The sequence below is a fragment of the Microvirga medicaginis genome (assembly GCF_052658925.1).
Genome location: NZ_JBQWEL010000038.1, coordinates 1 through 22,113, shown reverse-complemented (window position 1 = coordinate 22,113; position 22,113 = coordinate 1). Strand labels below are relative to the sequence as shown.

Genomic DNA, 22,113 nt, shown 5'->3' with positions numbered 1-22,113 from the left:
CGTTCGAGCGACAGGGTGAGCGGTGGATCAAGGGCCTGATCGCACGCACCTCAAGTCACCGGCCCGGCCTGCGCAAGGCATCCGGCAGGGGACGGTCCCGAAAATTGATGCTCGTGCGCTGCAGAATGCGCCCGCTCGCGTCGGTGACGATGCGCAGCCGCTGTCCCTCGTGAAAGAAGGTCAGCCGGTAGCGGCCTTCGTCCTCGCCGATGCCGCGCTCGCACCGGCTGGTGATCGCCCCGCTGCGGATCAATTCCGGCACCTGCATTGGTTCCAGACCCAAGCCTTTACCAAGCACGGAGGCGTCGATCTGCACCGCGTCCTCCTGGATCTCGATCTCAGGCATCATAGGACCTCCATTCACCCCGCTCGGAAGAGAGGGGTTTGCTCCGCGGGCAACACTGCGTTCAGGACGTGGGTCTGAGCAGGATCACATCGGGATCACCGGCATGCCCGATCAGGAACTGCCGCACCCGCTCCTGCCACAGCCGGCGGAACTCCTGGGATTCCGCCGGAGAGGCACCGCCGCCCAGAACCCGCTGCAGCAAGGGGCGCGCGTCGGCGCGAGGAGGTACGGCGGCGGCGTTCAGGCTCGCGACGACGCCACTGCCCGTGTCGCGACGGCGGAACCGGATCTCCCCGTCGATGTCCATTCCGAAGGCGAGCCGGTCGCGCCGCTCGAACCGCCCTGCGATCCCTTTGAACCCGCCCTCCCCCGCGGCTCCCGTGAGGAGAGAGGCCACCGAGGCGACGACGCCCGCCACGCCGTTCGATGCCTCCTGGTCTAACCCGACGTCGATGTCGCCCCGCACCGGGATCTCCCCCTGGTACAGATACTCAAGGGCCCGCAGCGTCATCAGATAGGCGCCGGCTACCGTTGGGCATGAATGTCCGGCCAGTTTGACGGCATCGAGATAGCTGTACTCGACCAGCCCATCTTCGGTCGCGCCGAGAAAGGCGCTCAGGGGATCGTACAGCGTGAGTCGAGGCGCCTCGTCGAAGAAGCTCGGATATTTCATCGTCGTCGACACATGGCCCATCATTGTCTCCCCGTGCGTGCGGGGGCACGCCATACTTGGCAGGATTCCGGACGACACCCTATGCCGTTTCCGGCAGCGGAAGGTTGTGCTGGCACAACGAATTTCGCCGGGCCCGGCGGCACTGTCGGACAGACCTTGTCGGTCTTCTGGCCTGGCAGAAGGGTACGCCTTGCACTTTGTGCTACGGCGGGCAGCGACCGGGACTGATGATCAGAATAACCCTGATCCAGGCCAGGAAGGCTCAGGGTTCAATCCATGACACGAGGCCGGATGTTTTTCCTGACTCGCCCGGGTGGGGAAACCTCTCGAGGCGAAACGCTCTCGCTGCCAGTCGTTCCTGCCTGCTCGTCAGGCTTTAGGTGGAGCACCGGCTGTAATCTCTTGGCGTTGAGCTCGTCCCGCGCCCGGAGAGCGGCCATCCCACGGGCGACCGTGTCTTCGACGCGCTTCGCGAAGCCATAAATCGGCAGTCTCAGCATCGTATGTCTCCTTCACAGGTTGTTGAGAGCGGCACGCGACGCAAAACAAGGCCATGGGATCCGCCGTTCGGAGGCGCTGACTGCGCCCTCCTAAAACTAGGAGGATCATCACTCCTTCGGTCGATGCCCCGAGGCCGGAATCGAAGGGGGCAGGCATGGTGACGGGCCCCCTCTTCCTAGTGCAAGTCTCGGGCCCGCTGCCTTGCGCTGGTGATGAGTTCCACCGCCTGAGCGAGCTCATCCTCGTCGAACTCGGTGCATCCGCAACTGTCGATGACGGAGCAGCTTGCATGGGAGTAAATCTCCAACCAGAACCATGGTACGCCCGGAAGCCTTTGCTTTTCTGGGACTTCGATCAGGCGCGCCTCCAGCACGCCGAACCGAACAACGGTCACAATGCGGGAGCCGTCGGTTTCGGGCGTGCAGGCAAGCTGCAGATAGGCCCGGATGATGCGCTGTTCGATCTCGTCAGGGCTCATCTTGGTCCCGGTGAAGCCGATGGGAATTCCTGTCATCCAAAGCATTGCGTTCTCTGAATTGTCGGGGCCGGAATCTGCGCTGCCGCCCGCCATAGGCCGATCAGGCGCCGGCCGATCCACGTCACCATACCGTCTTACTCTGCAGTCACGCCGGGCGCCGCCATGGTCGGGTTCTGCCTCCCGATTCCCTGAGAGAGACCTTCCAGGGATTTTAGGGATGGCCCCAAGACAGGTGAGAGAGATCCATCCGAACCGCTCTCATGGACCGGCACCATTCAGGAAGCCGCATCGCCACCCGGATTGAAATCAGGTGAGAACCGGAGGAGAGGATCAGGATTGCCCTTCCATGGGGCAGGATAATCAGGGTTCGATCAGCTTGTTGCGCACGGCATAGAGGGCAAGCTCCACGCCGGAGCGCAGGTTCAGCTTCCGCATCGCTGCGGTCCGGTGGCTCTCGACGGTCTTGATGCTGACCTTCCAGCGACTGGCGATGTCACGGTTGCTCCGTCCCTCCGCGACGAGCTGGATCACCTCCCGCTCGCGGGAGGTCAGGGTCTGCGACGCCACCACCTTGCCGCCGCTCAGGAAGGTGTCGAGCAGGGTCTGGGCGACCTGAGGCGAGAAGTAGGGCTTCTTGTGCAGAAGAGCCCTTATGGCCCTGACGACCTCGGAATCATCCTCCGTCTTGAGGAGATAGCCACGCGCGCCGGCGCGCAGCACGTCGCGAATGATGTCCTCATTGTTGTGCATCGTGTAGATCAGCACCTCGGTGCCCGGACAGGCATGGCGGATGTGACGGGTGGCTTCGAGGCCATTCAGCCCCGGCAGGGAATAGTCGAGGATCGCCACGTTGGGCCGGAGCCGAACGGCAAGGTCGACCGCCGCCTGCCCGTTCTCGGCAGCGGCGCAAACCTGCCAGCCGGCCTCGGCCTCGAGCAGAGCCTGCAAGCCCCTGCGCACGATGGCGTGGTCGTCGGCAACGAGGAGTTTTACGGTCATGGCACTCTCATGGGATCCGATCATCCTTACCCCGCCGCCGCGGCGACCCTATCGGCTACAAACCCGAGTGGCGGCTCGGGATTCTCCTGAGTGCCGTTTGGCGGCGCTCAGGAGTGCAACTCTTCCAAACCCGTGGTCGCCCCTGCCCCAAGGTTGTCGGGAGCCTGATCCTCCGGGGCCGCAGCGGGAAACATGAGCCGAACCGTCGTGCCGCGGCCCTCCTCGCTGTCCAACTGCATGTCGCCGGCACTCTGCTGGACGAAGCCCAGAACCTGACTGAGGCCGAGGCCGTTCCCCTGCCCCTTGGTGGTGAAGAAGGGATCGAAGGCCCGCTCCAGCACCGCTGGAGGCATCCCGATGCCCGTGTCCGTCACGGTGATCTGAACCCATTGTTCGTCCGGACCAGATGCGCGGCGGATCCCGACCTGATCGGGAGGTGGGCCGATGGTCTCGGTCGTCAGCGTGATGGTCCCGCCATCAGGCATGGCATCCCGGGCATTGAGCACCAGATTCAACAGCGATGCTTCAAGCTGCACCGGATCAAGGAGGACCGCCGTGCCTCCGCTGGCCAGCGTGAGGTCGAGAGAAGCACGGGGACAGGCGGCTTGCCTCAGGATCGGGGAGAATCCCCCGATCCGCTCATCGATCCTGGTCACCTCCGGCCGGAGTTCCTGACGCCGCGCGAAGGCCAGTAAACGCTCGATCATGGCCCTTGCGCCCTTGAGAGCCTGGTCGGCTTCCCTGACCAGGGACTGGGCGTCAGGCTGACCGGCCAAGGAAGGCTTCAGAAGCAGGAATGTCGACTGCACGAGCCGAATCGTGTTCCCGAGATCGTGCGCGATGCCGCCGGCAATGCGCCCGAGCCCCTCGAGCCGCTGCACCCGGCTCAGCCGCGCCTGCTCGATCTGGTCGCGCCGGCGGCTTCTCTGGACAAGAAAGATCAGGGCACCGACCAGACCAAGAAGGATGGCAGCCGTAATGGACACTACGGCGGCGTGCTCGCGCCAGGGCCGGAACACGCTTTGCTGCGCCAGACCGACCAAGACAACAGCCGGCACGATGCCAAGCGCCCGATACCCGACGACACGGGTTGTGCCGTCGACCGGGCTTGGAGCCCAGTAGGCTCCTTGCGGGCTGTGCGCCAGAGCGCCGTAAACAGGTCCGGCGGCGGCGAAGGATCTACCGATGGCCTCCTCGGAGGCCGGGCTGCGAGCCAGAAGAGTGCCATCGCGCAACAGAAGCGCGATAATGCCGTTCTCGCCGACGGAAAGCCCCTGGTAAAACTGCTCGAAGTAGCGTGGCTCGACAGCAGCCACAACGATGCCGCCGAAGCTGCCGTCAGGCCGGTTGATCCTGCGGCTGAAGCTGACGAACCAGACATTGACCGACCGGCTGCGAAGCGGCTGCCCGATATGCAAGCCAAGGTTGGGATTCTCCTGGTGCGCCTTGAAATAGGGACGGTCAGCCAGAGTGACCCTTGGCGTGGAGGGGTAGTCCGTGTCATGCGTGATGAACCCGTCCGGCCCGATGACGAAGAGGGCGCGGACATATGGCAGGACCTTGAGCCGCTCCTTCAGCGTCTCCCGAAAGCGGGCATCGTTCTCGGGCAGGTTCGGGGCAGCCGCCAGGGCATCACGGATCCCCAAGAGCGTGAAGTCGATCGCCTGAAAGGTCCGCTCGGTCTGCTCGGCCAGCACATGAACCAGGTTCCGGGCAGTCTGCTCACCGCGCCTTGCCGCCTCATTGTAGCTTTGCAGGAGCTCCAGCGCACCCAGCAGCACGATGCCGAGCGCGAGGATGACGGCTGGGGCAAGCGGCAGCGCGAATCTGGCAGACCTGGGTCTCATCATCGAATCTCCAGGCCGGAAAGCGATGACATCGGTGATCATTCTAGAGCATTGATCCCAAAAGTGGACGTGCACTTTTGAGGTCAATCCGATGCTTTCTTCTTTGATGAGCGCATCGTTGATTGCGGAAAACCGGGTCCACTTTTCGCTGACGCGGCCCTTCGGGTCGCCGACGCGGACCTCCGGTTCCGCACGATCCGCTAGGTCACCCGATCAGCAGTCATGAGAGAGCGATATCTTTCTCAATCGTAACTCCCATATGGATGCAGACGGAAAGCTTCGAATACCGATTGCGCCCGACGCCGACCAGGCTGGGCTACAGGATGTGCTGATCCCATCCGCCATAATGCTCCGGCTGCGCGTCCCGCACGGTAGGCTCAAGAGGGCGGGAGCGAGACCCGCAACGAGATCGGCACCCACAACCCGAGCGGCCGTCTGCGGGCGCGGCCCGGGCCTCGCGGCTGTTTCTCCTCCGGGCTGGCGTTCCAGACCCGTCCCGCTCCGCCGTCTCCGGTGCCTGGTTGCGGAAGGCCGGCTTGCCGAAGGCGAAAACCGGGATCTTCCGGATTTCGGCGGACCGGCACAGCCTGTCCTACGAGGTCTGTGCGACGTAGAGCCGGTCGAATTCGGCCGGGGCATGCTGAAGCCCGTCCGCATCGGTGATGAGGAGATCGATGATACCTTCCGTGTCCAGCTGGTGCGCCTTCTCCAGGGCCGCGGCGGCGCTGTCACAGGTGACGACCACCGTCCCGTTCCGCCCGTTTCCAGTCACGACAAAGAACATGCTGCCTCCACCCGGTTGTCTGCTGTTCGAAGTTAGGGATGGCCGGTCTCGTGCCTGCTGCCTCCCGGCGAGGACGGCTCGTCTGAGGACCATCCTGCAGATCACGACCTTTGCCCGTGCCTCCGCATGGTCAAGAAATCAACGCCCGGCCCCTGGGTCGGTTCGACCCATCGGATGCGGCATACGACTCCCGCAAGCACAGCACCGGCCCGCCACCGGGATTCCGGCCACGACGGCAAAGGGAAAGAGTCCAACGACATGGAATCTCAGCCGCAGCGAACGCCCGTCACGATGCCCGCGCGGTCCACCTCGACGTTCAGCCGCTCGGGGTTGAGTTCCATCGTGTAAGCGCCTCCCGGCTCGATCTTGCGGACCTCGCGGGCCCCGGCTGCCCGTCGAGCCTGCTCGGCAAGCCCGGGCGAGTACGGCTGCCCGACCACCGGCCGGGCTTCGCTCGCCGCACAGCTCGCTTGAGCCGGAGCAGTGGCGGGCTGGGAGAAGCCGCAGGCGGGAGCGATGATCAAGAAACCCGAAGCAAGAAGAGCCTGCGTCCTGCGACTGAGACGCATGGCTCGGCGACACATGGCCCGGTGATACATGGCCCGGTGATACATGGCCCAGTGATACATGGCCCGGCAGGTACGTGGTCGCACGGCGGCCTCCGCGTTTGGGTCTGCGAGGAATATCGTTCAGGGCAGCAGGCAGAACCGACCATCCTCGATCTTGGAGCGAACTCCATTGCCCGGGGGTCGTTCCGCCAGAAAGTCGGATCAAGACGAGTTCACCGGACGATACGGCTCAGGATGCCGATTGGAACAGATAGAAGCCGTTGGCCGCCGCAGAGGCCTGCGCAGCAGCGGCGTCGAATCCTGACATCGTCTCGATATCGAGCGGACAGGCGTATTCCCAGTTATCCGCAGTCACGAACTTCGGGACGGGCACGTCCTGAGGCACGGCGCAGAAAAGATCTGCTTCGCCCTTGCGCCGAAACAGGTTGTAAGTGCGCATCGGTCAATCCCTCGCTCTTACACTGATAGCCGGACTTGCTAGCAGCCTCGTGCGGCAGGAGTGTGGATCATAGAGGAAAGGGTGTGACCAGGTGCCCCAATCCGGAACGGTCCGATCACCAAAGCGTTGCTATCACAAGGCTTTTTATAGGAGTGATAGATGGACCAAGATCGCATTGAAGGTGGCGCAAAGACATTCGGCGGGCGCGTGAAGGAATTCTTCGGGCGTCTTTTCGGCGATACGAAGCTTCGCACCGAGGGCAGGATGGATCAGGCTGAGGGCAAGATCCAGAACACCGTCGGCGGCATCAAGGACAGCCTGCGCGAGGATAACAGGCACGGCTCATGACCGTCCTGTTGCGGGCTACCCTGTTCGCGACCCTGCTCGTGGCATCGGCGGCGGCTCAGACCGGCGGCACGCCGGTCGAGACCCCGCCTGTGCCGCTCTCCCCGGAGAAGCAGGCCATGGTCAAGCAGCATGTGGAACGGGCGAAGCCGCCCGAAGCCAAGATTGACCACCCCGTCACGGCGGGGATGACCGTGCCGGAGAGCGTGGAGCTGTGGAGCCTGCCCCAGGACAGCGTCACCGAAGTGCCGGCGGTGACGAGCTACAAGTTCCTGCTCACCGGCAAGGCCATCGCGGTTGTTGATCCGGAAAGCCGCAAGGTCGTCCAGATCATCCCGAACTAAGGGAACGCCCCCATGCGGCCCGCGTTGGCCTCATGAGCCTTTCTCATTGGAGGCTTCCCATGAACCCCAGACAACGCGACATTCGGATTGCTCTCGTCGCCCTCGCGGCCCTGATCGCGAGTGTCGAGGCCGCCGCGGCGCAGGGCCAGCCTCAATCGTCCGATATTCCCAAATCCGAGAACACCGGCCCTCAGGATCCCCGCTCCACCGGCTCTGTGGGACGCTCCGACGAGCCTTTGAGCGACAAGCTCAACAGCACCGGCGGCGTGATCCGCCCGCCTTCCGACATCGCACCCGATATGACCGTCCGGCCGCCGGTGCCGGAACCCGGCACGACGCCCGTGATCCCTCCTCCGGGCAGTCCCGGCGGGGATCAATCCATTCAGCCGAAGGGATGAGAGCCCTGATCGGGATTGGAACTTGCCGATCCGGCGATGCTGCGAAGGTCTTGGCTGCGAAGGTCTTGGCGCTCTGCCATTGGCGCTCCGACAGTGATGAAGATTCGCTATTGTGTTTCCGGTTCGGCGGGCCAGACCCTGGGCAGCGGGTCCTTGGGTCCCTCCGGCAGATAATCGGGTTCGGGACTGACAGAGCCGGCCTGGTCCTGACCCGGCCTGCCCGGTTTTGGCGGCTCCGGATCGCGACCGGGCTCCTGGCCCCTCTCGCGAGGTTCCTTCGGCTCATGCCCTGAGGTCTGAACCAGATTCATGGGCTCATCGGGAGCTGGAAAGACAATCATCGGCACCCTCGTGTTTTAGCGATCCCATCGCTCGTCGTGACTTCGGTGACCTTGGCCGTGAACCTGCGCCTTCAGCGCTCGTAGACCCCGACCACCTCCGCCTCGGCGATAACGTGAGGCTTCGCCTTCGCCCACACGTCCTCGGCTCTCGGCGATGCGGCCATGTCAAGCTGCGGCACGTCGAGGGCGGCCAGTTTGAAATGATAGTGGTGCGGTCCATGCCCCTTCGGTGGCTGTGGACCGTCATAGCGGGCGTTGCCGAACCCGTTGACGCCTTCGCCTACCCCGCTGCGGCCCTGATCGGGTGCATCCTCGGGAAGACCCGTGATCGTGGCGGGGATGTTGTACATCGCCCAGTGCCGGAACGTCCCCGATGGAGCGTCGGGATCCTCGACGAGCACAATGAAACTGCGCGTCTCCGGCGGAGCCCCATGCCATTCCAGCGGCGGTGAGACGTTCTCGCCATCGCGAGTATACTTGACCGGGATAACCTCACCGTGTCGGAAAGCCGAACTGGTAATCGTGAGCGGCATGGCTCCTCTCCCTTCATACCTCTTGCCGTGCTCCATGCACTAGGCTGCGACGGCGTCCGGATTGACCACGCGCTTGGCGAGCGTGCTCAGCTTGTCGTCCGTGCGTTTCTCCTCCTCCAGGATGGCGTGCAGCGCCTGCAGGTCCTCCAGCAGTCCGAGCTGCTTCGCCCAGGTGGCGAGCGAGCCGTAGACGGCGATCTCATAATGCTCGACCCGCTGTGTCGAGGCGATCAGGCCGGCGTCGCGCAGATCCTGATCCTGGACCATGCCGGCCCACTTCTCGGCCTCCTTCAGGATCGCCTGCATGGCCTGGTCCACGTGCTCACGCGGATCCACCTTATGCCGGCGCAGGATCTCGTCGAGGCGGGCCTGCTGAGAGCGGGTCTCATCGAGATGAGCCTGGATGGCCTGCTTGAGCTCCGGATGGCCCGCCAAATCCGCCATCCGGGGCAGAGCGTCGATCAGTTGCGCCTCGACGCTGCGCAGTTCCTGGAGTTCTGTGAGGTACATGTCACGGAAGCTGTCGAGATTCATGAGGTGTCTCCCTGCTCCAAAGCCGGGCCTCGTCGAGAAGCGTGGTCACCTCCCGGTCCGAGGTCTGGCGGAAATCGTCGTAGTGCTGCCCAACGGCGTAGAACGGCTCGGGGGTCATCAGGCAGATGACCTCGTCCGCCTCCGCCCTCAGGCGGTTGACGGCATCCTTCGGTGCGACCGGAACGGCCAGGATGAGCCGGGCAGGCCGGACCTGGGCCAACCCCTTCAATGCCGCCCTTACGGTGCTGCCCGTGGCGATGCCGTCATCGACCACAATCGCGACCCGGCCCCGCACGTCGACCGGCTGCCGTCCGGCGAGATAGTGCTGCCGCCGGCGCTCGATCTCTTGGAGCTGCCGCTGGGTCTCTTCCTCGATATAACCAGGCGGCACGCCGACGAAGCCGAGTGCCTCCTCGTTCAGCACGACCTGGGGATGGGCCCCGTCCACGACGGCTCCCACCCCATATTCGGCATGGCCGGGTGCCCCGATCTTGCGTACGAAAATGAGGTCGAGCGGCGCCCGCAAGGCCTTGGCAACCTCGAATGCCACGGGCACTCCGCCCCTTGGCAATGCCAGAACGACGACATCATCCGCAGCGTAGGCCATCAGGAGCGGAACGAGCTGACGTCCGGCATCGGACCGGTCACGAAAGCTCAGATCACCCGGTTGCATGATTCAGCCCTCCTTGACGCAGGCGCGGGACGAACCAGTCGCGGGCGAGGCTCACGACCTGGTCGAGCGTGCCCGGCTCCTCGAACAGGTGCCCCGCCCCGGGCACGATCGCCAGGTGCTTCTCGCAGGTGAGACGGGCGAGGGCCTCTTCGTTCAGCTCGATCACGCCGCGGTCGTCGCCCCCGACGATCAGGAGAGTCGGGGCCCGGACCCGCGGGAGCGCAACGCCCGCCAAGTCCGGGCGGCCTCCGCGGGACACGATGGCGGCGATCGGATGTCGGGTCAGGGTCTCCGCAACCAGAGCGGCGCCTGCGCCCGTGCTGGCCCCGAAATAGCCGATGGGCGCATCGCGCAACTCCCGGGAGCGGACCCAATCGGTCGCAAGGGCCAGCCGTTCAGCCAGCAGGCTGATGTCGAAGACATTGGCGCGATTGGCGGCCTCCTCCGGTTGGAGCAGATCGAACAGCAGCGTCCCGAGACCCGCCCGCTGCAGGCGCTCGGCCACGAGGCGGTTGCGCGGGCTCAGGCGGCTGCTGCCGCTGCCATGGGCGAACAGCACGACGCCCTGCCCTCCTGCCGGATGGACCAGCGTCCCGGGAAGCCCGAGCGGCTCAATCGACACCTCGATCTCGGGCCGGTCATATGCGTGACCCAGCGGCCCTGGCTGGCTGTTCCACTCCGCCATAGTTCACCTCCTGGCTTGTGTCGGATCCAGTCCGCTCCTTTGGCTTAGTGACGCGCGCCACCAGTCTGAGAGTGCTGGCCTCCGGGCTGCGAGATGCCGCTGACAGCCTCTCCGGCCGTGCGACCACCTTCCATCACGGCGAGGTCGCCGAGCGCGACGATGCCGACGAGACGCTTGTCCCGGTTCACGACCGGCAGGCGCCGCACCTGGATCTCGGCCATGTTGCGGGCAACCGCATCCGTGTCCTCATCCTCGAAACAGTACTTCACCTCCGGGCTCATGACCTCGCGCACCTGCGTCTGAGGCCCCTTGCCCTCGGCCACCGCCCGCACGGTGATGTCCCGGTCGGTGATCATGCCGACGAGGCGATCACCCTCCCCGACCGGCATGATTCCGGCATCCACGTCGGCCATCATCCGGGCAGCCTCCTGAATGCTCTGGTCGGGACGGGCTACCCGCACGTCCCGGGTCATGACTTCTCCTACACGCATGTCTTGCCTCCATCTTTCCGATTGCATCCATCTTTCCGACCACACTTGCCTGAGCTGCAGCAGAATCATCGTACCCATGACTGCGAGACCGGCTGCGGCAATGCCGAGGGCTGCCATTTCCCCGGACCGGACATGGCAGGGCGCACCTCGCCCTCAGGAGTGCCCGCCGCCTGCCGCAATATCGCCGGTCTGCGAGATGGCCCATTCCACCTCGACCTGGGTGTCGGGCGTGACCGGCAGCCAGTTCGCCTGCACCTCGCCCGGAAGCGATTGCCTGACTTTGTCAATCTGTCCTGGGTTCACATGGCGCGACAGGAGCCGGAACACGGCCTGGGTGGCGTTGCAGGATTCGACCGGGCGGATCTTTGCCATCAGTTCGTCGAGCCAGATGTGGGTGGTTTGCAGCGTCTTGTCGAAGACGTCGAGACCAGTCGCGCTCATGGGTTGCCTCCAGAGACTGCGAGTGCTCAGGGAGCCAACTCGGGGCGGTTTCGGAGGTTCCGGGGCCACTCCAAACAAAGGTGGGCCGATTGCCTCAGACGATCTTTGCGTGAGCCCCAGACCTCTACAAACAGTGGACATCAAGTGTGATAGAATCGGACGGTGCGATCCGCCAAACCCCGAGAGAATTCTGGATGGGAAAGGAGTTAGGGATATGGCACACCGCGAACAGCACGGAAACCGGGAAGCCAAGAAGCCGAAGAAAGATAAACCCAAAGGGGGTGTGACGGCCACGTCCACAAGGTCGGCCGTGAGCGAAATCGTTGAGGCACGGACAGACACCAAGCACTAGGCGATGTGGGCGGATTTGACCAAGATGGACAGTGCTGTTCTTCGTAAACATTCCGCCCGCTTGATTTTAGAGGAGACGCAGCATGGACCGCTTCACGGGCGGTTGCCTGTGCGGCAACGTCCGAATTGTGGCGTCGGGCCTCCCATACCGGGTCGGCCTTTGTCACTGTCTCGACTGCCGCAAGCATCATGGGGCCCTTTTTCAGGCCTCCGCGGTGTTCCCTCAGGATGCGGTGACGATCAATGGCGAAACACGCGATTACGCCGGGCGGTTTTTCTGTCCCCGCTGCGGCTCGTCCGTTTTCGCACGCACCGCCGACGAAATCGAAGTGAACCTGGGATCCCTGGATGCGCCTGACCAACTGATGCCAACCTACGAACTCTGGACCGTCCGTCGCGAGTCCTGGTTGCCGCCGTTTCCGCTCACGAGACGATACGAGCGCGATCGTGATCCCACGAGTCGCTTTGAGGAGTAGGTCGCACGAACGGTGCGAAGGCGCCGTTTCGAGTGGAAGCCCCCGCGGAATCCGCCGCCGGAAGCACCATAGCTCCTGATGCAGCAGGCTTTCGGCGGTGAGCGTCGACTATCCCGTCACGCCCACGCCAAGCGTGATCGGACCGTCGGATCGAAGTGACCTCAGCCTCTGGAGCATCGGGCGGGAAAGCCGACCTGGCGCCGCTTTGGACGGAAGCTCGCACCTGTCACTGATCGGCTCGAAACCCGCCCATCCGGCCACCGATCGAGCGACACGAAGGGTCACGCTCATCCCGCGGATGAAGGGCTTCGTCTCGCAAGCCCCTTCTGACTTCCCGATCTTACGTAAGAGACCCTGTCCCGTCCGCGTGCGGAATGGCGCGCTTCGCCTCGTTGAGCCAGAAGGCCGCCTCATCGTGCCGCCAGTTCAGCCGCAAGGCGCTTCGAAAATCGCTGATCGCCTGTTCGTACAGGCCGAGGCTGAGCAGAATGCGACCGCGGATGAGGTGAAAGCTCACGGTATGAGGGGGCGTATTCCTCAGTTTGAGCAGGGATAACACGAGACTCCAGAATGCAATGAAGCCAGAAAGTGGCATTTTCTGCCGGCCAATGCTGTTCTGATTGTTCAACATCTTTTTTCCTAAGGGCGCATACTGGTTTGCCCGGTTCAGTGCGGCAAAGCGGAACGGCGTCTTTTAGAGTTCACGGAAAAAGTGGCACTGCCTTTCCTCTGCGGAAATCGGAAAAGCGCACGGCTTGTCGAAATTGCGCAGGAAACGTAAGGTTTCGAGGGTTTTGAGCTCCGAACGGCTTTTGAATGGTGCGAAGCGAAAAAGGACTGTGAGTTGAAAGCGATGCTCCGGTCACGATGACCGATCCATATCGCGCCGCAGGCCTCTTGAGCTTCTGCCGATCCTCCGCCCTGGAGGACCGGCTGTTCCAAGTGATTTCAAGTGATTTCAAGTGATCTCCGGTACTGGCGCCCGCGGCCCACGACCCTCGAACCTCTGGTCGCTCCAGGGACCGACTTACGTGCGGATCGTCACGGCTTTCGGCAATTGCGAAGAAAAGTGTAAGCTCGGGACTGGAAAGGCTCCCTCGGACCTGCAGCAGTCCTCCCCAGGCCCAGCCTCTCTGCACGAAGTCACCGATTTTCTGATCATTCACGTTCTGACCATTCACGGCACTTGCGACCCATGGTGAAAGCCGACCTCTTCTCGAAGGCCCAGGAGCAGCGTCCAAAGCCCCTCGCCGCCGAGATGCGCCCACAAACGCTCGATGAGCTTATTGGCCAGCAGCATGTCCTTGGACCGAAGGGGCCCTTGCGGCGCCGCGTCCGGGCCGGCCGCCTTGGCACGGTCATCCTCTTCGGCCCGCCGGGGGTGGGCAAGACCACCATAGCCCGCGCCATCGGGCAGGAGATGAAGAAGGAATTTCGCCCCCTTCACCCCGCCAGCAGCAACGTCTCCGACATCAAGGCCGTGGCTCAAGAAGCTCAGGCGAAGGACATTCTCGTCTTTATTGACGAGATTCATCGCTTCAGCAGTTCACAGCAGGACTATCTTCTCGATCTCACCGAGACCGGCACCTTCGACCTGATCGCGGCGACCACCGGCAATCCCTATCACGTGCTCACCCCTGCGCTCGTGTCCCGCGCATCCATCTTCCAGCTCGAGCCACATTCCCTGGAGGACCTCGAACAGATTGTCGAACGGGCCCTGTCCCTTCTCGCAAGCCGGAAGAATCTGGACGTTCGTCTCGACGCCGAGGCCATGAAGCAACTGATCGGACGCGCGGGAGGCGATGCCCGCCGCGTCCTGAACGCTCTCGAGACTCTGGTTCTCGGATCAGCGCCCGGCTCGGTCATCTCGATCACCGGAGCCATGGTGGACGAGGTTTATCAGGCCTCGCCCCTGCCGTTCGATCGGAAAGGCGATTTTCACTACGATACCATATCCGCCTTCATCAAATCGATGCGCGGATCGGATCCCGATGCCACCCTCTATTGGCTCGCCCGTCTCATCCATTCCGGCGAGGATCCCCGCTTCATCGCCCGCCGTATTCTCATCCACGCCTCGGAAGACGTCGGCCTGGCCGACAACACGGCCCTTCAGACTGCGGCGGCCGCTCTGACGGCCGTCCAGCATGTCGGCTATCCGGAAGCCCAGATTGTTCTTGCGCACGCAGCCCTGCACATTGCCCGTGCTCCGAAATCGAACTCGGCCTGCCGCGGCATCGGGGCGGCGATGGCCTATGTCAAATCGCAGCCCATGATCCCCGTGCCGGCTCATCTGCGGGACGCGCATTATGCCGGGGCGGCCAAACTGGGACATGTGGGCTACCGGTTTCCGCACGACGATCCGCGGGGATGGGTCGAACAGACCTATGCCCCTGGGATCCAACCCGGCCAGTTCTACCAGAGCGATGGTCGAGGCAGTCACACGTTCGAGGCGAGAGCCGATGCCTGGTGGGAACGCGTCACAGGACAGCCGCAGCCACAATATTGGCTGGACGAGCCCAACGAAGAATGACGTGGCGCCCCCGCACAAGGCCACCATGCGGCAAATATTCTTTCGTTCCCTCCTTGAGGGAGATATTCTTGGCCGGAATACACCCGGCCTTCCAAGGAATTGCGTGCGCTCCGAGACCACGATCCTTCAAGGTCAAGAGAGGCACGTCGCCGAATAAGGGCAGCCCCGATGGGAACCACTGCCCAAGGGCCGATTTGGATACGAGATGACTTCTTTCTTCTCACCTTATTCTCACGGTTTCGTCCGCATCGCGGCCTGCGTGCCGCGGATCGAGGTTGCGAATCCGCGCTTCAATATCGAGCGCACGCTGGAGCTTCTGCAGCAGGGCGACCGTGAACGCATTGCCTTGATGGTCTTTCCCGAGCTTGGCCTCTCGGCCTATTCCATCGACGACCTGCTGCATCAGGATGCGCTGCTGGAGGCGGTTGAAGAGGGTATCGCCCGCCTTGTCGCCGAGAGCGCCGATCTCTTTCCGGCCTTTGCCGTCGGGGCCCCTCTCCGCTGGGAGAACCGCCTCTACAATGCCGCTATCGTCATAAAGGCCGGACGCATTCTCGGCGTCGTGCCGAAAGTCTATCTTCCGAACTATCGAGAGTTCTACGAGCGCCGACACTTCGCGTCCGGCGCGACAATTCGCGGGCAGGAGATCACTGTCGCAGGCGAACGTGTCCCGTTCGGCGTCGACCTCCTCTTCCGGTCTGCCGGCAGCTCAGCCTTCACGTTCCATGTGGAGATCTGCGAGGACATGTGGGTGCCCCAGCCGCCCAGCACCGTAGCGGCGCTCGCCGGCGCAGAGGTCCTTCTCAATCTGTCCGCCAGCAACATCACCATCGGCAAGGCCGAGGACCGACAGCTGCTGTGCGGCTCGCAATCCATGCGCTGCATCGCAGCCTATGCCTTTTCGGCTGCGGGCCCCGGCGAGTCGACCACCGATCTTGCCTGGGACGGCCAGGGCGGCATCTTCGAGGATGGTCTTCGCCTAGCGGAGACAGAGCGCTTTCCGCCCGGCTCCACGATGGCGGTGGCCGACGTGGATCTGGGACGCCTGCGCGCGGAGCGCATGCGCCGTGTCACCTTCAGCGATTGCGCGCGCAATCTGAACGTCACGCCCAGCGATTTCCGCACCGTGTCATTCAACTTGGATGCGCCCGAGGAGGCTCTTTCCCTGCGCCGTCCGGTCGAACGGTTTCCCTATGTGCCGTCCGATCCGTCGAAACTGTCCGAGAATTGCTACGAAGCCTACAACATCCAGGTCCAGGGCCTTGCGAAACGCCTGCAGGCCACAGGCACCGAAAAGGTCGTCATCGGCGTCTCGGGCGGTCTCGACTCGACGCAGGCTCTCCTCGTCTGCTGCCGCGCCATGGACAAGCTCGGCTTGGCCCGTACCAACATCCTCGCCTATACGCTTCCCGGCTTTGCGACCAGCGAAGGCACGAAGGGCAATGCCTGGGCCCTCATGAAGGCGCTGAAAGTCAGTGCATCCGAGATCGACATCCGTCCTGCAGCGCGCCAGATGCTGCAGGACCTGGACCATCCCTTCGCTGAAGGGCAGCCGGTCTATGACGTGACATTCGAGAATGTGCAGGCGGGCCTGCGGACCGACTACCTGTTCCGTCTTGCCAATCATCACCGCGGCATTGTCGTCGGCACGGGCGACCTCTCCGAGTTGGGGCTCGGCTGGTGCACCTACGGCGTCGGCGATCAGATGTCCCACTACAATGTCAACGCGTCGGTGTCGAAGACGCTGATCCAGCACCTGATCCGCTTCGTCGCCGCCTCCGGCGATGTCGACCCGGCAACGGCCGACATTCTTCACGCCATCCTGGCAACCGAGATCTCGCCGGAACTCGTTCCGCAGGATGCCTCGGGGCAGATTCAATCGACCGAGGCCATGATCGGCCCCTATGCGCTGCAGGATTTCAACCTGTATTATCTCACGCGCTACGGCTTCAAGCCTTCGAAGATCGCCTATCTTTCCTGGCACGCCTGGAAAGATGCCACCTCCGGCACATGGCCGCCGAACATACCGGAAAGCGCGCATCGCTCTTATGAGCTTTCCGAGATCAAGCGCTGGCTGCGGGTTTTTCTCTCCCGGTTCTTCACCAGTCAGTTCAAGCGCACCGCCATGCCGAACGGGCCGAAGATCTCCTCCGGCGGATCGCTATCCCCGCGCGGTGACTGGCGCGCGCCCTCGGATGCAGGACCGCAGGTATGGCTTGAGGAGTTGGAGAACAACGTCCCCGATACAGAGCCTGAACCTTCAGGATCCGTGCATCAGCAGCAGGGCGCATGAATAGTCTGACCGCTCTCCTGAGCGACGTCCCGCCGGCAGTAACCCAGCTCCTGGCAGCCTGAGCAGCCCAGGCTGCGGCTCTGCGGCGATGCCGGTTCAGCCTCGAAGCTCTGAAGCGTTTCATCCCTGGATGCGTCGGACGCTTTCCGTGCGATCGCGCGAGAGTGTCGCTCCTGCACATAAAGCGTGTTCTTGCTGCCGTGATTCGTTGTCAAAGCCTTCCTCCTGCTCGTCGGGCTAACCTGACAGAGACGGGAAAGAAGGCCTTGATTTATCGCAACGGCATCACGCTTTCACGCGCGGCCGCGTGAAGACGTTCCAGTAGGTCAGCGCGAAGCTGATGAACGTCACAGCCCATGCCGCGCCCGCCAGATGAAGCAGAGCGTCGGTCCAATCGGGGAGAAGAGCGGCGACGATCCGCGCGAAAGCGGCGATGACGATGAAGAGATAAAGAACCTGCGTCATCCGCGACGCCACCAGCGCCCGCCCGGTGTGACCGAGGCTGGCGCGCGACATCACGGCAAGCGTCATTCCTCCCATGGCTCCACCCGTCCAGGCATGAATGCCTGCGCCGGTGGGGATGAAGCCCAAGGAGGCGAGACCCGTCAGGATGAAGCCGAGCGGAACGAAGGCATAAGCCACATGCAGGATCAGCACGAGACGATCCCGCCAGGTGCGATCGCCAGCCCAGCGCGCCATGTGAATCGCCTGAACGAGACCTGCGGCAATCAGGGCGACGCCCGTCACCTGCCATTGAGGCACGACGATCCAGGCGAGAAGCGCAACACCGGCGCCCACCATCGAGATCATGTCGAAGGTGCCGAAGGGTGCCGGCATGCGGCCGGGATTTTGGCGCGAGAGCCAGTTGCGGGTGAAGCTCGGCACGATGCGCCCGCCGATCACCATCACGAGCATCACGGTCGCCGCGATGCCGATGCGGATGCCGTATTCGGCCGCACCCATGAGAGTCGCCTCAACGTGAAAAGCGATGTTGCCGATGGTCAGAGCGCTCAAGGCGATCAGGACCTTGACGTTGCGCCAGTTCCTGCCTTTGACGATCTCCCGCGCCATGGCCGCCGCGACGACGATCAGGAAGGAGACGTCGATCAGCGCGGCAGCCTGCCACCCGATCCAGGCCGAGGTCGTGACCGCCACGCGCCCCGCCACCCAGATCAGGACCAGCACGATCAAAGGCCGGCCTTGAAGCGGCATGCGGCCCGTCCAGTTGGGAACGGCCGTCAGCAGGAAACCCGTCACCACCGCCGACAGATAGCCGTAAAGCATCTCATGGATATGCCAGTCGCGCGGCGCGAAGGCCGTCGAGAGCTGGAGCTCGCCATAGAACATCGGCAGCCAGGCGAGGATCGCAAGACCAGCATAAAGGGATCCGAACAGGAAGAAGGGACGAAAGCCATACGAGAACAACGCAGGGCCTTCATAAGCTCGCAAGCGAGGAATAGGAGCCATCACCGGCCTCCGTCATTGGACATGAACATGTCTTCGGCCACGATTCTGTTGCCTGTCTTCGTATCGGTTGCCGTGAACACGACGGGATGGCGGCCGTCCGCTTCGGCTGAGACGAGCACGCGGATCTCCCGTGTGGCATCGGGCTCCACCTGAACGACGGCATCCTCCTCGACCACATCGAGAGTGGCCTCGGGCAGGCCGGTCATAGCGATTGCGAAGGAGCGCGCTTCGCCGCTCTTGTTGTAGAGGCGCACCGTATAGCCGTTCCGGGTCCGTCCGTCGGAAAGCGTGACGGCCACGGGATTGCGATCATGGATCGCGGTGAGCTTGGCATCGCTGCGCAGGCTCAGGCTCACGCCCATCACTCCCGCCAGCGCGATGATGGAAAGACCAAGGCCGATGGTCTTGGGCCTGATGACCCGGCGCCGAGGCTCCTCCTTGCGGTGCCCGCGCTGAATATTGGTCCATGCTTCATAATCGATCAGACCGCGCGGACGACCGAGCTTGGTCATCACGCCGTCGCAGGCATCGACGCACAGGCCGCAATTGATGCAGGCGAAGTTGGGTCCTTCGCGAATGTCGATCCCGATCGGGCAAACGGTCACACATTGCAGGCAATCGACGCAATCGCCCGCCGGCTCTCCCTTCGCCCGCAAGTCCGCGGCCTTCTTGACCGATCCGCGCGGCTCGCCGCGATAGTCGCGATAATTGACGGTCAGTGCCTCCGGATCCCAGATCGCGCCCTGCAGGCGCGGCCAGGGGCACATCCAGGTGCAGACCTGCTCACGCGCAAACCCCGCGAGCGTATAGGTGGTGGAGGTCAGGATGCCGACCCACGCATAAGAGAGAACGGAAGCTTCACCCGTGACGAGTTCGGAGAGGAGAGTTGGCGCATCGGCGAAATAGAGTACGAACGCACCGCCCGTTCCCATGGCAATGGCGATCCAGATCGCATGCTTGAGACCGATCTCCATGACACGCCGTGTGTTGAGCGGCGCATCCCGCTTCTTCAGCCGCTCGCGCCGGTCGCCTTCGACCCAGCGCTCGACGAAAAGAAACAGATCGGTCCAGACCGTCTGCGGGCAGAAATAGCCGCACCAGATGCGGCCTGCGACGGCATTGAGCCAGATGAGGATCAGCGTAGCGAGAACGAGCAGGCCGGTCAGGTAATAGACTTCCTGCGGCCAGATCTCGATGAAGAAGAAATACAGGCGTCCGCGTTCGAAATCGAAGAGAACGGCCTGATCGGGCTGACCTCCCCCTCGCGTCCAGCGCAGGAAGGGAAGGATGTAGTAGACGGAAAGACACACGATCCGCGCCATCCATTTCAGCCTGCGATAGCGGCCGGAAACCGATTGCGGAACGACCTTCTCCGCGATGACACCACGCTTGGGCTTGCGCAGATGAGCGCGTTCAGGCTTGAAACTGATATCGAGTGTCGCCATGGCTCTTCATGAAATGGAGCGCGCCGCCGCGCTGGGGCGGCGGCGTCACATCGGCAGCGACGGGCGTTACTGCGCGGCGGTCTTGGTCGCGGCGAGCTTGTCGAACAGGCCGGAGAACGCCGTCTTGGCCTTGCCGGGATGGCTGGCGGCCTTGGCCTGGTCCAGATTGGCGGCCTCGCCCACCACCACCAGCCCGACCATGCCCATGCCGTAATGCGGCTTGCACTTGTAGCCGTAGACGCCGGGCTTGTCGAAGGTGACCGCGAGATCCTCGTTCATCTTGCCGGCGAAGGCGGCGGCGCCGTCCGGCTTCATCGTCTCGATGAGCTCGGCATTGTGGCCCTTGTCGGCAGCCACGAACTTGACCGTATCGCCCGGATTGATCTTGACCAGCGCCGGCTCGAACACCATCACGCCCTCCGAGCCCTTGTTGAGCATCCTGACCTCGACCTCGGCCGCCTGAGCGGTGCCGGCGGCGCCGAGCGCGGCCACGACAGTGCCGAGCATGATCATCTTGCGCATGGTTCTTCTCCTCATTCCTGATCCAAGTCCCACGAGCCGCAGCACGGCCCTTGAGGCGATGTCATACGCTCCTGAGAGAAGCTGTTTTTGTGCTGCAGCAAACAATGAGCGTTTTCATCTGGAGGCAGCCATTACGCTTCTTCAGGTGAGGTCGGCAGCCCGGTAAAACCCGTAAGGTGAAATGCGTTACCGGCAGATCTCCCAGTGCCGCCGAGGCCGTTTGAGCTATCTCAATTCGCTTTATGCCAAGGTCGTCTAAGGTTCCGGATGCGGAGTTGATTGAGACCTTATTCCGCATGGGATCAGCAATGAAATGACGGGACGAGCAGCCCAGCCTGTTCGTTCAAGTCAGCTGCCGAACAGAATGACGAAAGCCGGAACCCGCAGCATGCCGAGTTTGGACAAATCCCTGGTCGCCGATCTCCCGATGTTTGCGGGCGTTGCGCCTGATGACGTGAACGAGATCCTGAAAGAGGCGCAATCCATCCGCTATCCAAAGGGCGCCCATGTCTTTCAGCAGGACGAGGAGGCGCATTCCTTCTTCGTGCTGCTTCATGGACATTTGCGGGTCATGAAAGTCACCCCGGATGGTCAGCAGGTCGTGGTGCGGTTCGTCACGCCCGGCGAGCTATTCGGAATCGCGATGGCGATGGCGCGCACGACTTATCCTGCGACGGCCATGGCTGTCGTCGACAGCGTTGCTCTCGTCTGGCGCTCCGTGGCATGGCCTCGTCTGATTGCCAAGCACCCTTCCCTTGCGGTGAACACGATCCAGACCGTCGGATCGCGGCTTCATGATGCGCATACGCGAGTCGTCGAGATCTCTACGCAGCAGGTGGAAAAGCGCGTCGCCCATGCTTTGCTGCGCTTGGCTCAACAGGCCGGCCGAAAGGGAGAGGATGGGATTCAGATTGATTTCCCGATCTCCCGGCAGGATGTGGCGGAGATGACCGGCACGACACTGCACACCGTCAGCCGCATCCTGAGCGGCTGGGAGGATCAGGGTCTTGTCGAAAGCGGACGGCAGAAGATCACCATCCGCAATCCGCATAAGCTGTTCATGCTTGCAGAACGCCCGACCGAATAAGCCTCAGGCTTCGGATTCATGTGGCCACTGCGCTGAGATGCGAGATGATTTGCGCGCGGGGTCCCGAGCGACCTCGTTGAGTTCTGCGAGAAACTTGGCGAAGTCCACATTGTGCTCGCGACACGCATCGTCAACCGTATGGAAGCACGCAATCGGACATCCGACGCAGCGCATCTTGTGATTCAGGAACACGCGGATCGTCACCGGCCATTGGCGCATGACATCGTCGACAAGATGGTTCGAAGCGATCGGCATGACTGCCTCCGAAGCATGAGGATTTTTCATGTCCTCAAAGCAGCAGGTTTTGGCGCAGGCTTCTTTGATCAATCACAATGAGTCCTTCATTTTTCTGCACTCGCATTTTTCTGAACTCGCATTTTTCTGCACTCGCCCTGCGTTTTCCAACCCACGAAAGAAGCATCGAGGCGAAACCGAAGTCGCCCCTCCGTAAATGTCCTGATCGGCACAAGTGCGTATCGGCAGTTTTATTTGCTGTACGACAAATAAGCTCGGCGAAGCTC

The 22,113-nt window shown here is 62.9% G+C and carries 26 protein-coding genes and 1 pseudogene; 7 read left to right on the top strand and 20 right to left on the bottom strand.

Annotation, left to right across the window (positions count from 1 at the left end; all coding sequences use genetic code 11):
- Positions 1-55: 55 nt before the first annotated feature.
- From ACUXUR_RS26080 to ACUXUR_RS26045, 8 genes are all read right to left on the bottom strand, one after another.
- A complete protein-coding gene (locus ACUXUR_RS26080; protein ID WP_445505265.1) occupies positions 56-349 on the bottom strand; it encodes a DUF6522 family protein in 294 nt (97 codons plus the stop codon).
- A gap of 58 nt (positions 350-407) precedes the next feature.
- Positions 408-1,043: a hypothetical protein gene (locus ACUXUR_RS26075; RefSeq protein ID WP_445505264.1), complete on the bottom strand. Its 636-nt coding sequence runs from the start codon at positions 1,041-1,043 to the stop codon at positions 408-410.
- 652 nt (positions 1,044-1,695) lie between these two features.
- A complete protein-coding gene (locus ACUXUR_RS26070; RefSeq protein ID WP_445505263.1) occupies positions 1,696-2,043 on the bottom strand; it encodes a hypothetical protein in 348 nt (115 codons plus the stop codon).
- A 315-nt stretch (positions 2,044-2,358) separates the two neighbouring features.
- Positions 2,359-2,997, bottom strand: coding sequence for a response regulator (locus ACUXUR_RS26065; RefSeq protein WP_445505262.1), 639 nt, complete (start codon positions 2,995-2,997; stop codon positions 2,359-2,361).
- A gap of 107 nt (positions 2,998-3,104) precedes the next feature.
- The gene (locus tag ACUXUR_RS26060) at positions 3,105-4,847 is read right to left on the bottom strand and encodes a hybrid sensor histidine kinase/response regulator (RefSeq protein WP_445505261.1); all 1,743 of its coding nucleotides are present in this window, start codon (positions 4,845-4,847) and stop codon (positions 3,105-3,107) included.
- Between the two features lie 589 nt (positions 4,848-5,436).
- The gene (locus ACUXUR_RS26055; protein WP_445505260.1) at positions 5,437-5,628 is read right to left on the bottom strand and encodes a hypothetical protein; all 192 of its coding nucleotides are present in this window, start codon (positions 5,626-5,628) and stop codon (positions 5,437-5,439) included.
- Positions 5,629-5,894: 266 nt separating this feature from the next.
- Positions 5,895-6,281, bottom strand: coding sequence for an I78 family peptidase inhibitor (locus ACUXUR_RS26050; RefSeq protein WP_445505259.1), 387 nt, complete (start codon positions 6,279-6,281; stop codon positions 5,895-5,897).
- Between the two features lie 145 nt (positions 6,282-6,426).
- Positions 6,427-6,636 (bottom strand): hypothetical protein, encoded by a 210-nt coding sequence (locus tag ACUXUR_RS26045; protein WP_445505258.1) that lies wholly within the window; start codon positions 6,634-6,636, stop codon positions 6,427-6,429.
- Between the two features lie 159 nt (positions 6,637-6,795).
- Here ACUXUR_RS26045 and ACUXUR_RS26040 point away from each other — a divergent pair, with 159 nt between their 5' ends.
- Genes ACUXUR_RS26040 through ACUXUR_RS26030 form a run of 3 tightly spaced genes read left to right on the top strand, consistent with a single transcriptional unit; the run spans position 6,796 to position 7,723 of the window.
- On the top strand, positions 6,796-6,984 hold the full coding sequence (locus tag ACUXUR_RS26040) for a CsbD family protein (protein WP_445505257.1): 189 nt from the start codon (positions 6,796-6,798) through the stop codon (positions 6,982-6,984).
- A complete protein-coding gene (locus ACUXUR_RS26035) occupies positions 6,981-7,325 on the top strand; it encodes a DUF1236 domain-containing protein (RefSeq protein WP_445505256.1) in 345 nt (114 codons plus the stop codon). The genes ACUXUR_RS26040 and ACUXUR_RS26035 overlap by 4 nt, the downstream gene beginning before the upstream one ends.
- 59 nt (positions 7,326-7,384) lie before the next feature.
- Complete coding sequence (locus ACUXUR_RS26030; protein WP_445505255.1) at positions 7,385-7,723, top strand: hypothetical protein; 339 nt, start codon at positions 7,385-7,387, stop codon at positions 7,721-7,723.
- Positions 7,724-8,135: 412 nt separating this feature from the next.
- Here the strand turns inward: ACUXUR_RS26030 and ACUXUR_RS26025 are convergent, their stop codons facing one another.
- The 6 genes and pseudogenes from ACUXUR_RS26025 to ACUXUR_RS26000 all read right to left on the bottom strand — a co-directional run.
- A complete protein-coding gene (locus ACUXUR_RS26025; RefSeq protein WP_445505254.1) occupies positions 8,136-8,597 on the bottom strand; it encodes a YbhB/YbcL family Raf kinase inhibitor-like protein in 462 nt (153 codons plus the stop codon).
- Between the two features lie 39 nt (positions 8,598-8,636).
- Positions 8,637-9,131 (bottom strand): YciE/YciF ferroxidase family protein, encoded by a 495-nt coding sequence (locus ACUXUR_RS26020; protein ID WP_445505253.1) that lies wholly within the window; start codon positions 9,129-9,131, stop codon positions 8,637-8,639.
- Positions 9,109-9,804 (bottom strand): phosphoribosyltransferase, encoded by a 696-nt coding sequence (locus ACUXUR_RS26015; RefSeq protein ID WP_445505252.1) that lies wholly within the window; start codon positions 9,802-9,804, stop codon positions 9,109-9,111. Before ACUXUR_RS26015 ends, ACUXUR_RS26020 begins: the two co-directional genes overlap by 23 nt.
- Entirely contained in the window at positions 9,791-10,489 is a 699-nt protein-coding gene (locus tag ACUXUR_RS26010) for a dienelactone hydrolase family protein (RefSeq protein ID WP_445505251.1), read from the bottom strand. Before ACUXUR_RS26010 ends, ACUXUR_RS26015 begins: the two co-directional genes overlap by 14 nt.
- Before the next feature lie 44 nt (positions 10,490-10,533).
- A complete protein-coding gene (locus tag ACUXUR_RS26005; protein WP_445505250.1) occupies positions 10,534-10,980 on the bottom strand; it encodes a CBS domain-containing protein in 447 nt (148 codons plus the stop codon).
- 240 nt (positions 10,981-11,220) lie between these two features.
- A pseudogene (locus ACUXUR_RS26000) lies at positions 11,221-11,421 on the bottom strand (hypothetical protein); the annotation flags it as partial.
- Positions 11,422-11,855: 434 nt separating this feature from the next.
- On the opposite strand from ACUXUR_RS26000, the gene ACUXUR_RS25995 reads away from it, so the two are divergent.
- Positions 11,856-12,248 (top strand): GFA family protein, encoded by a 393-nt coding sequence (locus ACUXUR_RS25995; protein ID WP_445505249.1) that lies wholly within the window; start codon positions 11,856-11,858, stop codon positions 12,246-12,248.
- 340 nt (positions 12,249-12,588) lie between these two features.
- Here the strand turns inward: ACUXUR_RS25995 and ACUXUR_RS25990 are convergent, their stop codons facing one another.
- A complete protein-coding gene (locus tag ACUXUR_RS25990; protein WP_445505248.1) occupies positions 12,589-12,879 on the bottom strand; it encodes a hypothetical protein in 291 nt (96 codons plus the stop codon).
- A 564-nt stretch (positions 12,880-13,443) separates the two neighbouring features.
- Here ACUXUR_RS25990 and ACUXUR_RS25985 point away from each other — a divergent pair.
- Both ACUXUR_RS25985 and ACUXUR_RS25980 read left to right on the top strand, forming a co-directional pair.
- Positions 13,444-14,778: a replication-associated recombination protein A gene (locus tag ACUXUR_RS25985; protein ID WP_445505247.1), complete on the top strand. Its 1,335-nt coding sequence runs from the start codon at positions 13,444-13,446 to the stop codon at positions 14,776-14,778.
- Positions 14,779-14,983: 205 nt separating this feature from the next.
- Positions 14,984-17,071, top strand: a complete 2,088-nt coding sequence (locus tag ACUXUR_RS25980; RefSeq protein WP_445505246.1) for an NAD(+) synthase — start codon at positions 14,984-14,986, stop codon at positions 17,069-17,071.
- A 285-nt stretch (positions 17,072-17,356) separates the two neighbouring features.
- On the opposite strand, the gene ACUXUR_RS25975 is transcribed toward ACUXUR_RS25980, so the two are convergent.
- The 3 genes from ACUXUR_RS25975 to ACUXUR_RS25965 form a co-directional block, all read right to left on the bottom strand.
- Complete coding sequence (locus ACUXUR_RS25975; protein WP_445505245.1) at positions 17,357-18,538, bottom strand: NnrS family protein; 1,182 nt, start codon at positions 18,536-18,538, stop codon at positions 17,357-17,359.
- Positions 18,538-19,983, bottom strand: a complete 1,446-nt coding sequence (gene ccoG / locus ACUXUR_RS25970; protein WP_445505244.1) for a cytochrome c oxidase accessory protein CcoG — start codon at positions 19,981-19,983, stop codon at positions 18,538-18,540. Before ccoG ends, ACUXUR_RS25975 begins: the two co-directional genes overlap by 1 nt.
- A 66-nt stretch (positions 19,984-20,049) precedes the next feature.
- The gene (locus ACUXUR_RS25965; RefSeq protein WP_445505243.1) at positions 20,050-20,505 is read right to left on the bottom strand and encodes a pseudoazurin; all 456 of its coding nucleotides are present in this window, start codon (positions 20,503-20,505) and stop codon (positions 20,050-20,052) included.
- Positions 20,506-20,893: 388 nt separating this feature from the next.
- Between ACUXUR_RS25965 and ACUXUR_RS25960 the strand changes: the two genes are divergently transcribed.
- Positions 20,894-21,592: a Crp/Fnr family transcriptional regulator gene (locus tag ACUXUR_RS25960; protein WP_445505242.1), complete on the top strand. Its 699-nt coding sequence runs from the start codon at positions 20,894-20,896 to the stop codon at positions 21,590-21,592.
- 3 nt (positions 21,593-21,595) lie between these two features.
- On the opposite strand, the gene ACUXUR_RS25955 is transcribed toward ACUXUR_RS25960, so the two are convergent.
- Together ACUXUR_RS25955 and ACUXUR_RS25950 are read right to left on the bottom strand one after the other, a co-directional pair.
- Positions 21,596-21,847, bottom strand: coding sequence for a DUF1858 domain-containing protein (locus ACUXUR_RS25955; RefSeq protein WP_445505241.1), 252 nt, complete (start codon positions 21,845-21,847; stop codon positions 21,596-21,598).
- Between the two features lie 34 nt (positions 21,848-21,881).
- A partial coding sequence (locus ACUXUR_RS25950) for a hypothetical protein (RefSeq protein WP_445505240.1) occupies positions 21,882-22,113 on the bottom strand: 232 nt, incomplete at its 5' end.

Bases quoted from the DNA above. Each gene is read 5' to 3' on its own strand.
- ACUXUR_RS26080 (WP_445505265.1), bottom strand. From the start codon at position 349: ATGATGCCTGAGATCGAGATCCAGGAGGACGCGGTGCAGATCGACGCC.
- ACUXUR_RS26035 (WP_445505256.1), top strand. From the start codon at position 6,981: ATGACCGTCCTGTTGCGGGCTACCCTGTTCGCGACCCTGCTCGTGGCA.
- ACUXUR_RS25980 (WP_445505246.1), top strand. From the start codon at position 14,984: ATGACTTCTTTCTTCTCACCTTATTCTCACGGTTTCGTCCGCATCGCG.
- ACUXUR_RS26025 (WP_445505254.1), bottom strand. From the start codon at position 8,597: ATGCCGCTCACGATTACCAGTTCGGCTTTCCGACACGGTGAGGTTATC.
- ACUXUR_RS25965 (WP_445505243.1), bottom strand. From the start codon at position 20,505: ATGCGCAAGATGATCATGCTCGGCACTGTCGTGGCCGCGCTCGGCGCC.
- ACUXUR_RS26065 (WP_445505262.1), bottom strand. From the start codon at position 2,997: ATGACCGTAAAACTCCTCGTTGCCGACGACCACGCCATCGTGCGCAGG.
- ACUXUR_RS26015 (WP_445505252.1), bottom strand. From the start codon at position 9,804: ATGCAACCGGGTGATCTGAGCTTTCGTGACCGGTCCGATGCCGGACGT.
- ACUXUR_RS26070 (WP_445505263.1), bottom strand. From the start codon at position 2,043: ATGCTTTGGATGACAGGAATTCCCATCGGCTTCACCGGGACCAAGATG.
- ACUXUR_RS26030 (WP_445505255.1), top strand. From the start codon at position 7,385: ATGAACCCCAGACAACGCGACATTCGGATTGCTCTCGTCGCCCTCGCG.
- ACUXUR_RS26045 (WP_445505258.1), bottom strand. From the start codon at position 6,636: ATGCGCACTTACAACCTGTTTCGGCGCAAGGGCGAAGCAGATCTTTTC.
- ACUXUR_RS26055 (WP_445505260.1), bottom strand. From the start codon at position 5,628: ATGTTCTTTGTCGTGACTGGAAACGGGCGGAACGGGACGGTGGTCGTC.
- ACUXUR_RS26010 (WP_445505251.1), bottom strand. From the start codon at position 10,489: ATGGCGGAGTGGAACAGCCAGCCAGGGCCGCTGGGTCACGCATATGAC.
- ACUXUR_RS25975 (WP_445505245.1), bottom strand. From the start codon at position 18,538: ATGGCTCCTATTCCTCGCTTGCGAGCTTATGAAGGCCCTGCGTTGTTC.
- ACUXUR_RS26005 (WP_445505250.1), bottom strand. From the start codon at position 10,980: ATGCGTGTAGGAGAAGTCATGACCCGGGACGTGCGGGTAGCCCGTCCC.
- ACUXUR_RS26040 (WP_445505257.1), top strand. From the start codon at position 6,796: ATGGACCAAGATCGCATTGAAGGTGGCGCAAAGACATTCGGCGGGCGC.
- ACUXUR_RS26075 (WP_445505264.1), bottom strand. From the start codon at position 1,043: ATGATGGGCCATGTGTCGACGACGATGAAATATCCGAGCTTCTTCGAC.
- ccoG (WP_445505244.1), bottom strand. From the start codon at position 19,983: ATGGCGACACTCGATATCAGTTTCAAGCCTGAACGCGCTCATCTGCGC.
- ACUXUR_RS26060 (WP_445505261.1), bottom strand. From the start codon at position 4,847: ATGATGAGACCCAGGTCTGCCAGATTCGCGCTGCCGCTTGCCCCAGCC.
- ACUXUR_RS25995 (WP_445505249.1), top strand. From the start codon at position 11,856: ATGGACCGCTTCACGGGCGGTTGCCTGTGCGGCAACGTCCGAATTGTG.
- ACUXUR_RS25990 (WP_445505248.1), bottom strand. From the start codon at position 12,879: ATGTTGAACAATCAGAACAGCATTGGCCGGCAGAAAATGCCACTTTCT.
- ACUXUR_RS25960 (WP_445505242.1), top strand. From the start codon at position 20,894: ATGCCGAGTTTGGACAAATCCCTGGTCGCCGATCTCCCGATGTTTGCG.
- ACUXUR_RS26020 (WP_445505253.1), bottom strand. From the start codon at position 9,131: ATGAATCTCGACAGCTTCCGTGACATGTACCTCACAGAACTCCAGGAA.
- ACUXUR_RS25955 (WP_445505241.1), bottom strand. From the start codon at position 21,847: ATGCCGATCGCTTCGAACCATCTTGTCGACGATGTCATGCGCCAATGG.
- ACUXUR_RS25985 (WP_445505247.1), top strand. From the start codon at position 13,444: ATGGTGAAAGCCGACCTCTTCTCGAAGGCCCAGGAGCAGCGTCCAAAG.